Origin of the sequence: Parabacteroides sp. TM07-1AC (assembly GCF_003480915.1) — a bacterium.
Taxonomy (GTDB): Bacteria; Bacteroidota; Bacteroidia; order Bacteroidales; family Tannerellaceae; genus Parabacteroides; species Parabacteroides chongii.
Genome location: NZ_QUKD01000002.1, coordinates 542,924 through 554,913, shown reverse-complemented (window position 1 = coordinate 554,913; position 11,990 = coordinate 542,924). Strand labels below are relative to the sequence as shown.

The 11,990-nt window shown below is 42.1% G+C and carries 7 protein-coding genes and 1 tRNA gene; all 8 read left to right on the top strand.

Annotation, left to right across the window (positions count from 1 at the left end; all coding sequences use genetic code 11):
• Nucleotides 1-5 precede the first annotated feature (5 nt).
• Nucleotides 6-1,640, top strand: coding sequence for a RagB/SusD family nutrient uptake outer membrane protein (locus DXD68_RS06920; protein WP_122360899.1), 1,635 nt, complete (start codon nucleotides 6-8; stop codon nucleotides 1,638-1,640).
• Nucleotides 1,641-1,718: 78 nt separating this feature from the next.
• A complete protein-coding gene (locus DXD68_RS06915) occupies nucleotides 1,719-4,412 on the top strand; it encodes a glycoside hydrolase family 2 protein (RefSeq protein WP_122360898.1) in 2,694 nt (897 codons plus the stop codon).
• 210 nt (nucleotides 4,413-4,622) lie between these two features.
• On the top strand, nucleotides 4,623-7,238 hold the full coding sequence (locus tag DXD68_RS06910) for a valine--tRNA ligase (protein ID WP_122360897.1): 2,616 nt from the start codon (nucleotides 4,623-4,625) through the stop codon (nucleotides 7,236-7,238).
• 150 nt (nucleotides 7,239-7,388) lie between these two features.
• The gene (locus DXD68_RS06905; RefSeq protein ID WP_122360896.1) at nucleotides 7,389-9,356 is read left to right on the top strand and encodes a sensor histidine kinase; all 1,968 of its coding nucleotides are present in this window, start codon (nucleotides 7,389-7,391) and stop codon (nucleotides 9,354-9,356) included.
• Between the two features lie 27 nt (nucleotides 9,357-9,383).
• On the top strand, nucleotides 9,384-10,235 hold the full coding sequence (locus tag DXD68_RS06900; protein ID WP_122360895.1) for a sugar phosphate isomerase/epimerase family protein: 852 nt from the start codon (nucleotides 9,384-9,386) through the stop codon (nucleotides 10,233-10,235).
• A 42-nt stretch (nucleotides 10,236-10,277) separates the two neighbouring features.
• Nucleotides 10,278-11,309: a DUF6340 family protein gene (locus tag DXD68_RS06895; protein ID WP_122360894.1), complete on the top strand. Its 1,032-nt coding sequence runs from the start codon at nucleotides 10,278-10,280 to the stop codon at nucleotides 11,307-11,309.
• Nucleotides 11,310-11,376: 67 nt separating this feature from the next.
• Complete coding sequence (locus tag DXD68_RS06890; RefSeq protein WP_122360893.1) at nucleotides 11,377-11,838, top strand: hypothetical protein; 462 nt, start codon at nucleotides 11,377-11,379, stop codon at nucleotides 11,836-11,838.
• Nucleotides 11,839-11,895: 57 nt separating this feature from the next.
• Nucleotides 11,896-11,968, top strand: a tRNA-Thr gene (locus tag DXD68_RS06885).
• Nucleotides 11,969-11,990 lie beyond the last annotated feature (22 nt).

Below are 11,990 nucleotides of genomic sequence, written 5' to 3'. Positions count from 1 at the left end.
CAGTCATGAAAAATATAAAATATTATCTGATATTGCTGGGGATGATTGTTTTGACAGGTTGTGATGATTTTTTGACCACGCCTCCTCTTGATCAAATAACGGAAGATGATTGGTGGAAAGATGAAAGCCAGGCAAAAATGATGGTGGATAATTGTTATGTCCATCTGTATAATGATGATGGGGATAATCTTCTTGTTTTCCGGGATGGATTTACAGATAATGCTATTTGGAGCGGGAATGCAGTGATGGCGGACGGTTCCATGACGGCTTATACCGGAAAAGTGAAAAATGAATGGAAATATTCTGAGATCGCTAATTTGAATTATGTATTGGAAGGATTGGAGAAAGCGAAAGAATCCGTAAGTTCGGAACAGTATGATCACATGCGGGCAGAAGTTCGTTTTATTCGTGCTTTCTTGTATTACGATATGTTATTCTACTTTGGTGATATTCCGTTAGTAACGAAAGTTTTGACAATTGATGAATCCAGACAGACCTCTCGTCAGCCACGTGAAGAGGTGTTGAATTTTATTTTGACAGAATTGAATGAAGTCCTGGTTGATATTCAGAAAGATACTTCGTCTGAAACAGGACGTGTCAATGAGAATGTTGTGAAAGCTTTCTTGGCTAGAATTTATTTGCATGAAAAGAACTACGATAAAGTTTTGGAATATACGAAGGCGATTATCGATTCTGGTAATTATGGCTTATACCGCGCATTTGATGGAAATGCGGACAAGAATAGTTATGAAGAATTGTTCCGCCCGCAGGCTGATGGAAACAATAATGAAATTATTTTTGAGAAACAATATTCGGCTCCATTGAAGGTACATGCATTAAATCGTAATTTGTCACCCGCATCTTCTGTATATTTGGGTTGGACTGGTCTACGCCCTCTGCAAAGTCTGGTAGATGAGTATGAATGTTTGGGTGGTCATGCAACAAGTGAGTGTGAAAGATTGGACTGTAAGTATGTGCAAATGAGAGAAGAGGTATCGGCAAATGGTGGATATGGAGAATATGAATATCGGGATCCCCGTTTGAAGTCTACTATTATAACTCCAGGCTGGGAGTGGAAAGCGAATGGGACGGTTAGATCTGTATTTGGTGTAGAAGATCCGAACAGTAAAGATTATATCCAGAAAAATCCTTCTTATACTGGCTTCTTGGTTACGAAATATGTCGATTTGGAAGGTGAAGAGGCCGACCGTACTTTAGGTGGTAAGAATCTGAGCATAATTCGGTATGCAGATGTGTTATTGATGCGTTCTGAAGCTTTGATTGAGAAAAATGAAAATTTGGATGAGGCGGTTGCTTTAATTAATGATGTGCGTGATAGGGCAAGGTTGCCGAAAAATGTACAAGTAACGAATCAGAGTGATTTGCGTGACAAATTGCGCCATGAGCGTCGTGTGGAATTTGCTATGGAAGGATTGCGCTATTATGATATTATCCGTTGGAAAATTTGTGATAAGGTAAGAGGAGGCGATGCCTATGGTTTTGCTAAAATGACAGAATCCGGTAAGCGGGAGAATATCTTCATGGAAACAAGAGTGTGGAAAGATCACATGTATCTGTGGCCTGTGCCTCAAGATGCCCGTGATTTGAATGAAAATTTGACACAAAATCCCAATTGGTAATTTGATTGAATTGAAATAAAAATGTCCCGGAATTCGTTGATAGGATCCGGGATGTTTTTTTAATCATAAAGTAAAAAAATGAGATCGATAGTTATAGTATTATTGTGTCTGCTGACGGGTATTAACTGGGGGAAAGGAAGCGAATCTCGATTTTCAACTGCCGGATTTTATGAGTTGACTAATAGTGGTAGGTGTGTATATAATATGAACGTTGCTTGGCGCTTTCATAAAGGAGATATAGCCAATGGAGGTGCTCTAGAATTGGTGGATTCTACTTGGGCGGTCGTTTCTTTGCCTAATGGAATAGAACTGTTGCCAGAAGAAGCAAGTGGAAATATCAATTATCAGGGAAAGGTTTGGTATCGCAAACATTTTTTGGTTGATGCAGAATGGAGAAATAAAAAAGTAATGATCCATTTTGAAGGGATTATGGGAAAATCTGAAGTTTGGATAAATGGTCAATTGATCAAAAAGCATTATGGAGGATATTTGCCTGTCATTGCAGATTTAAGTTCTTGGTTGAAGTATGGGGCAGAGAATGTGATAGCCGTATGTGCTGATAATAGTGATGACTCGTCTTATCCTCCCGGAAAACCGCAGCGTGCACTTGATTTTTCTTATTTTGGAGGTATATATAGGGATTGTTGGCTTATAACACATGATAAATTGTTTATTACTGATCCGAATTATGAAAAAGAAAAAGGTGGCGGAGGTATCTTTATTTCTTATCCGGAGGTAAATGAAGAAAAAGCGAAAGTGGATATTAGGCTTCATTTGAGAAATGAATATAAACAACTTCGGAAGGGGATGGTTTCTTATGCATTGACGGATAGAGAGGGTACAGTGGTTGCTACCGGAAAGAATGCTTATCGAGTGAGTTCGGGAGAAGCGATCGTGGTTCAGTCGAATTTGCAGGTAAGGAATCCCTCTTTATGGTCTCCCGAATCTCCATCCCTTTATTGGCTCAACGTTTATGTGAAAGATGAAAAGGGGGTGGTGATAGATGGTTATAAGCAACGAATAGGGGTTCGTTGTATCGAAATGAAAGGTGTTGAGGGCTTGTGGCTAAATGGCAAACCTTATCACCGAAAGTTGATTGGCGGAAATCGTCATCAGGATTTTGCCGTGATTGGGAATGCTTTGCCTAATTCGTTACATTGGCGAGATGCTTTTCGGTTGAGAGATGCAGGTATGACAGTGATTCGGGCTGCCCATTATCCGCAAGATCCAGCCTTTATAGATGCTTGTGATGAATTAGGTCTGTTCTATATTGAGGCGACTCCTGGGTGGCAATTTTATAATAAGGATTCTATCTTTGTGGAGCGTGTATATGATGATATTCGGAATATGGTTCGTAGGGATCGAAATCGTCCTTCTTTACTTTTCTGGGAACCGGTACTTAATGAGACAGGTTTTCCTTTGGAATTCGCTTTGCAAGCCAAAAAGTGTGTGGATGAAGAAATGCGTACTCCAAATGCTTATTCTGCTATTGATCCGGGTTCAAAAGGAAGTGAATATTTTCCCGTGGTCTATACTCATCCGCTAAGCATAAGTCCGCAAAAAAGTAGTGTCAGTGTGGATAAGGCTGATCCGTCGAAAGTTTATTTTACACGTGAATTCGGTGATAATGTGGATGACTGGAGTGCCAACAATTCTTCAAGTCGTGTTTGTAGATCTTGGGGAGAAGTGCCGATGCTGGTACAAGCAGAACATTATGCTGCTCCTTATTATTCTTCACGTTTTACTACGATAGAAGCACTTTGTCGTGCGGAGAGTAATCATTTGGGAGGAACTCTTTGGCATTCATTTGATCATCAGCGTGGATGTCATCCGATCGCTTTTTATGGAGGGATAATGGATGCTTACAGGCAACCTAAAACTGCTTATTACATGTTTAAATCCCAACGTCCGAATATAATGAATGACTCTTCTCCCGTTGAAAGTGGGCCAATGGTTTATATAGCCCATCAGATGACTCCTTTTTCTCCGGCTGATGTGACTGTATATTCTAATTGTGAAGAGGTGCGACTGACTGTTTATGAAGGGGGGAAGCAATATGTGTGGAAGAGATCTTCCTCTTCTTTAAAAATGCCGTCACCCATTATTACTTTCAAGAATGTATTTGATTTTATGGATACTAAAGCGCTATCGCGGGCTGGAAAACAAAAAGATGTTTATCTACTGGCAGAGGGATTGATTGACGGAAAGGTTGTGGCTACTTACAAACGTTCTCCTTCGCGTAAGCCTATGAAAATAAGATTGCGGATGGATAATGACGGTGTTCCTCTAATATCGGATGGATCGGATATTGCTGTTGTTGTTGCGGAAATAGTGGATCATAATGGCATAGTGAACAGATTGAACAACTTTGCTGTCCGTTTTTCAATAGAAGGTGAAGGGCTTTTATTGGAGGATGAATCTATTGGAGTCAATCCTGTTCGGGCTAATTGGGGGAGTGCACCTATCTTGTTGCGTACCACAATACGTCCCGGGAAAATACGGATAAAAGCGGAAATCTTTGGTGACGGAGTGAATGCTATCGAGCCCGGAGAGTTGGAAGTTGAATCCGTACAACCCTCAATGAAGTTTATTTATAAACCTTCTGAACTTATATCGATGAAAGTAGCAAGCAAAGATGTGACAAATACTAAGATCCCGGAAGGTTCAGATGTACAGATGATGAAAAAGGAAATATTACGATTGCAGAAAATAATATCTGAAAAAGACCTGGAGGATGTTGAAATCCAACAGGAGAAGTTCGGAGAGAAATAATAAGTAGATAGGGAGACCTCTTGTAAATAGCAAGAAAAATAACAGATGCAGTTCGGAATTAGCATTAATGATTAATTCTGAATGTGAGGAAATATAAAATTTAGCATTTACGGGCTTATCTATATTACTATTATTTTTGTACTTTTGCGTCTGAAAAATGACGGACTTTTTTGTCTGTATTGAACATAGATATAATTTGAATAAAACAATATGGAAATTGCAAGTAAGTACAATCCCGCAGAAGTAGAGGGAAAGTGGTATCAGTATTGGTTGGATAACGGCTTTTTCAAGTCGAAACCGGACGGTCGCGAACCGTACACAATCGTCATTCCGCCTCCTAACGTCACCGGCGTACTTCACATGGGACACATGCTTAACAATACCATTCAGGATATCTTGATCCGTCGTGCCCGTATGTTGGGTAAGAATGCTTGCTGGGTACCGGGTACCGACCACGCATCTATCGCTACCGAGGCAAAGGTGGTGAACAGACTGGCACAGCAGGGAATCAAAAAGACCGACCTGACCCGCGATGAATTCCTGAAACATGCCTGGGAATGGAAAGAAGAACACGGAGGTATCATCCTGAAACAGTTACGTAAACTGGGTGCATCCTGCGATTGGGACCGTACGGCTTTTACGATGGACGAAAAACGTTCGGAAAGCGTATTGAAAGTTTTTGTCGACCTGTTCGACAAAGGCCTGATCTATCGTGGCGTGCGTATGGTAAACTGGGACCCGAAGGCCCTGACTGCTCTTTCTGATGAAGAAGTAATTTATAAAGAAGAACATAGCAAACTGTTTTACCTCCGTTATAAAATCGAAGGGGAAGACGGTTACGCCGTTGTTGCAACTACCCGTCCGGAAACGATCATGGGGGATACCGCCATGTGTATCAATCCGAACGACCCGAAGAACCAGCACCTGAAAGGTAAGAAAGTGATCGTTCCGCTGGTAAACCGTGTGATCCCGGTTATCGAGGACGATTATGTAGATATCGAATTCGGTACAGGTTGCCTGAAAGTAACTCCGGCCCATGACGTAAACGACTATATGCTGGGCGAGAAATATAACTTGCCTTCCATCGATATCTTCAACGATAACGGAACACTGAGCGAAGCCGCCGGCTTGTATATCGGTATGGATCGTTTCGATGTTCGTACACAGATCGAAAAAGACCTGGAAGCTGCCGGCCTGTTGGAAAAGGTAGAAGCATACGAAAATAAGGTAGGTTATTCGGAACGTACCAATGTGCCTATCGAACCGAAATTGTCTATGCAATGGTTCCTGAAGATGGAACACCTGGCACAGATCGCTTTGACTCCGGTTATGAATGACGACCTGAAGTTCTATCCGCCTAAGTTCAAGAATACATACCGTCACTGGATGGAGAACATCAAGGACTGGTGCATCAGCCGTCAGTTGTGGTGGGGACATCGTATCCCGGCTTATTATCTGCCGGAAGGCGGTTATGTGGTAGCCGAAACACCTGAAAAGGCATTGGAACTGGCGAAACAAAAGAATCCGGCACTGACAATGGCCGATCTTCGTCAGGACGACGACTGTCTGGATACCTGGTTCTCTTCCTGGTTATGGCCGATCTCTCTATTCGACGGCATCAATAACCCGGATAACGAAGAGATCAACTATTACTATCCTACCAGCGATCTGGTAACAGGGCCGGATATCATCTTCTTCTGGGTAGCCCGTATGATTATGGCAGGTTACGAATACAGAGGCGATATGCCGTTCAAGAATGTTTACTTTACCGGTATCGTTCGCGATAAACTCGGACGTAAGATGTCGAAGTCATTAGGAAACTCTCCCGATCCGTTATTGCTGATCGAACAGTACGGAGCCGACGGCGTTCGTATGGGATTGATGATGGCAGCACCTGCCGGAAACGATATTCCTTTCGACGAAGCTTTGTGCGAACAGGGACGTAATTTCAATAACAAGATATGGAATGCCTTCCGTCTGATCAAAGGTTGGACGGTCGACGATACGATTGCACAGCCGGAAGCATCGGCTACTGCTGTCAAATGGTTCAAGATGCAGTTGGATAAGACGATTGCTGAGGTAGACGATCTGTTCAGCAAATACCGTCTGAGCGAAGCGATGATGGTTATCTATAAACTGTTCTGGGATGAATTCTCTTCCTGGTATCTGGAAATGATCAAGCCGGGCTATCAACTGCCGATCGATAAGGTGACTTATCAGGCAACACTCGGTTTCTTCGACGCGTTGCTTCGTCTGCTCCATCCGTTCATGCCGTTTATTACGGAAGAATTATGGCAGGCTCTCGAACCGCGTAAAGAAGGAGAAAGTCTGATGGTTGCATTAATGCCTGAAGTTACGCCGGTGGATGCTGCTTATCTGGAATCATTCGAGATCGTGAAAGAGATTGTGAGCGGTGTCCGTACGATCCGTCTGCAGAAGAATATTCCGAATAAGGAAGAATTGACTTTACAGGTATTGGGCGATCATAACGATGCTTTCAATCCGGTAATCGCTAAGATGTGTAACCTGTCAGAGATAACAAAGACTGACGATAAGGCTGCCGGTGCTGTATCCTTCCTGGTTCGTACCACGGAATATGCTGTTCCTCTGGGCAGTATGATCAATGTGGAAGAAGAGTTGGCTAAATTGCGTGAAGAACTGAAATATCAGCAGGGCTTCCTCGCTTCCGTTATAAAGAAACTGAGCAACGAAAGCTTTGTAAGCAAAGCCCCGGCTAAGGTAATCGATATGGAACGTAAGAAACAAGCCGATGCCGAAAGCAAGATCAAATCGATAGAGGAGAGCATTGCTGCATTGACGAAATAAGGAAGGTACCTTTACACATAAAAAACATCCATGTTTGTCTCTGTTTGGACAAATATGGATGTTTTTGTTTTATTTTGTGACGTAAAAGAACAACAGAGTTCTTTTTTTGCTAACTTGCAGCCATTGAAATATATGCAAGAGCTATAAAAAATGGGGGAAGTGAAAAGTTGGTTGCTGATCTTTTCTTGTTTATTGTGGGGATTGGGTCTCCCTTTAACTTTATATGGTACCGAAAGCAAGGATACGACATTGTCGTTGGATTCGCTGTTTATTCTGGCACAGGCACATGTGCAGCAACAAAAAGGTTTTGACTATACTACGCAGTTGCTGGAACGATCACGGAATGAGAAGGATCGTTATCATGAAGCAAGTGCCATGTTCTGTTATGTTCGGTATTATTTCTCTAAAAATCCGGATAGTATGTATTTCTGGATGCAAAAGGCATTGCCTCTTTTTAATGAACAAAAGCGGTATGTCGAGTATTTCCGGATGAAGGCATGGTACATTTATGTGCTGACCCGTTCAAAAAAGAATGAAGAAGCACTGAAATATGTTACCGGTTTGAAGCAGGAAGCTGAGAACTTAAAATTTCCGGAAGGACTGGAGATGGCAAATCAGGCACTGGCTGACTTTTATTTATCCAATAACTTAGGTGAAGAGGGCGTCGCTTTATATGAGGAAGTCCTGAAAAGCATGGAGATGAGGAATGCTCCTTTGATTAAACGTATTAATATTATCCGGCAGTTGATGAACAAGGCGCATACTTCGGACTTGAAAATGAAATACACCAGGCGTTTGGATGATTATGTAAAGATATGCAAGGACAGGAAGATAACCTGGCTGGACGAAGAGATGCCAATTTACTACCTGGAGTATGTGGTACACAGGCATTATGCTTTAGCCTATATAGACAGGAAAGAGTTTCGGGAAGCTTTGGTGCATCTGCAAAAAGCTCAGGCTCTTCTGAATAAATATGAAATGTATAACTACGGGAGCGAATTGAAGACAATTTATGCGGCTTATTATAAACAGAATAAAGAATATGATAAAGCTTTAGCCATTTACGATTCGTTATTGCCTGTCTGGCGCATGAGAAACTCAATGTCTCTTTATCTTGAAATGTTAAAAGATAAGGCAGATGTCCTGTTGGATGCCGGAAGAAACAAGAGTGCTTCGTTGGCTTATAAAGAGTATGCTGCTCTGAATGATTCTTTGTCGAAAGTTCATTTTTACAATGAGCTGGCAGAAATGAAAACACAGCATGAAGTGGACAAGCTGGAGTTGAAGAATAAGCAAATGGACCTGGAGGTTTCGCAGACACATTCCCATTTGTTATTAATGGGAGGAGGAGTTATATTTTTGTTCGTTTTGTGTTGTTTGTTGGGATATATTTCTTATAGCCGTCACCGGTATGGACAGCAACTGAAACTGGCTAAGGAGAAGGCTGAAGAAGCGGATCATTTGAAGTCGGCTTTCCTGGCGAACATGAATCATGAGATACGGACACCGCTGAATGCTATTGTCGGTTTTTCCCAGGTGCTGGTCGATGAGGAGGATGTCGAAACCCGCCAGGAATATGCCAATATTATTCAAAGTAATAATGAATTGCTCCAACGGCTGATCACGGATGTACTGGATCTGTCAAAGATCGAATCGAATACAATGGCGCTTCATTACGCTGATTGTGAGCTTTCTGTCTTGATGAAAGAAATTTACAATGTCATCCTGCTACGCATACCGGAAGGAGTGGAACTACAACTAAATAATAGTCCCCAACAACTTTTTTATACCGATCGTAACCGTCTTACGCAAATTCTTACTAACTTGCTGACCAATGCAATCAAGCATACGGAAAAAGGTTTTATCCGTTTGGGTTATGAGGTGACGGAGACGGATGTCGTCTTTTCTGTGGAAGATTCGGGTGAAGGTATTCCCGAAGATAAGTTGGAAAAGATATTCAGCCGTTTCGTCCAGCTGAATGACTGGAGCAAAGGGGTAGGACTGGGGTTAGCAATTTGTAAAGGACTTATTTCTCAGATGGGAGGAACAATCAGCGTTTCTTCCCGGTTTGGTGAGGGATCTACCTTTATTGTAGTGCTGCCCTTGAAGAAACCGTAACATATTTTATATACATTATTATATACCATGGAGAATTCTAGAAGAAAATTTTTTAGACAAGGGCTTGCCGGCGCTTTATTGTTAGGATCGGCAGGGGTAGTAAAAGCCGGTTTGCCGGACCGGATCATTCCTAAAGCGGCAAAGTCGATTAATCCTTGGCGTTTGGGTATGGCAGGCTATACATTTGTTAATTTTGACCTGGATACCACTTTGAAGACATTGCAGAGACTCGATATTCATTATCTTTGCATCAAGGATTTCCACTTGCCGATGGATAGCACCGATGAACAGATTAAAGCATTTCATGATAAATGCGCTGCCCATAAGGTAACAGGTTATGCCGTTGGTCCTATATATATGAAGAGTGAAGCGGAAATAGACCGTGCTTTCGAGTATGCGAAACGCGTAGGTGTAAAACTGATTGTGGGCGTTCCCAATTACGAATTGCTTCCTTATGTGGACAAGAAAGTAAAGGAATACGACTTTAATTATGCGATCCATCTGCATGGTCCCGATATTAAAACGTATCCGGATGCGACAGATGTCTGGGAACATACGAAAGATCTGGATCCGCGTATCGGAATGTGCCTGGATATCGGTCACGACCTGCGTAACGGATGCAATCCGGTGACGGATTTGAAGAAGTATCATACTCGTGTGTTTGACATGCATATCAAAGATGTGACGGATGCTTCGAAAGCGGGTGTCGGTATCGAAATCGGACGGGGTAAAATAGACTTCCCGGCATTGATGAAGATGATGCGTGAAGTGAACTATACCGGAATGTGTAGTCTTGAATATGAAAAGGATATGAAAGATCCTTTCCTTGGTATAGCTGAATCGATCGGCTATTTCAAGGCTGTGAGTGATATTGTATAATTAGGGGCGCAAATCAGTGCGCCTCCTTTAATAGTAAGAGTGATGAGAGTTGCCTGTTGTTTGTTAAGTGTTTGCTTTTTAGCCTCCTGTAGTTCAGTGAATTATGTGGGTATAGAGACTTACAATCCTGCCGAGATTACCTTTCCTGGTAATGTCGGTAAGATCCTGGTAGTGAACAATGCTGTCCATCAGCCGGATGATGTCGGGTGTGAGTTCACGTTATTTGGTGATAAGGTGGATACTTGCAGGGTGAAGGCTGACAGTGCTTTGTTCTATGCTTGTAGTGGTTTAGGGAAAGCAATGGCTGATATCTCTTTCTTTAATGATGTGCTTCTCTATCATGATGCTGTTCGTAAAGATGATGTCTACTATGAAGACAAGAAACTGACGCAGGATCAGGTGCAGGAATTGTGCGACGAAACCGGGACAGACGCGGTGGTTTCCATCGACCGTTTGTTATTCGAATCGAAGAAAAATATCATGGCTTATGCGGAAGGTTATGTGGGAGGTGAGATTCAGGTAAAGATATCGGGAGTCGTGCGCGGTTATCTTCCCGGCAGACCGAATCCTCTGGCTACAGTCTATGTGGCCGATAGTGTCTTTTTTAATGAAGAGGCCCCTAATCTGATTCTTCTTGATAAGTTCCTGCCTTCTTCAGAAAACGCGTTGCGTGCGTCTGCGGAATATATAGGAATGAAAACCAGTCCGAATTTTGTCCCTCACTGGAATAATGAGACACGGTGGTTTTATACCGGCATGGGAACGAAATGGAAAGAAGCTTCGGCTTATGCCCAGTCCGAGAAATGGGATAAGGCGGTTGAGTATTGGGAGCATTTATATGAAAAGTCAGGCGGTTGGAAGGCAAAAGCAAAGGCTGCATCCAATATCGCTTTGGGCTATGAAATGAAAACAAAACTGGATGAAGCCTATGAATGGGCGAATAAATCGGCTGAGTTATTTAAAAAAGGAGAAGGCGAGGACGGCAAGAATACCAAACTTTTAGCGCTTTATGTAGAGGTGTTACGTAACCGGGTACGTTCAGATAAAAAACTTAACATGCAATTTGGAGAATAATATCATATATTCTCCGAATTATTATTACTTTTGACAGACGATTCGAAAAAAGAATAAAAAAAGAGTTATGAGTGCAAATAATGCAAAGATTCAGTCTGTCCTGGAGACAACATTTACTTCTGCCATTAACAAATTGACTGCAGAAGATTCTACCGGCTATTATAGCGATTTATATGTCCAGGCTGATCCTGAAAGCGGGGAATTGCAAATCTACGACGAAGAGGAACGATTACTGGATAAAGTAATTGTTTTTGATTGGGTAGGTTGTCCCTGTGAAGAAGAACAATTCAATAAGCAGGTAGCCAACACCGTAAAATCTGTGCTGACTCTTTTGGTTGCGAAAAATGCTTTTGACAGCCCTCATATAATGAAACCTTTCTCTGTCAGCTTGACGGATGAGGATTTTGTTGTAATAGAGGAGCTTCTCTTCATTGACGACGAGCTTTTACGGGCGGATGATCCGTTGTTGAAAGATTTGGATGCAGATTTAGATGATTTTTTGACAAAACTTCTTTCAGATGTCGAATAGAGTTTTTATCTTTGTGCCCGGATTGAAAAACAAGTAACAATAGCAATATAGTTTGTTGCCGAAATAGCTCAGCTGGTAGAGCAACGCATTCGTAATGCGTAGGTCGCCGGTTCAAGTCCGGCTTTCGGCTCAATAAAATAAAAGCAGCTGTC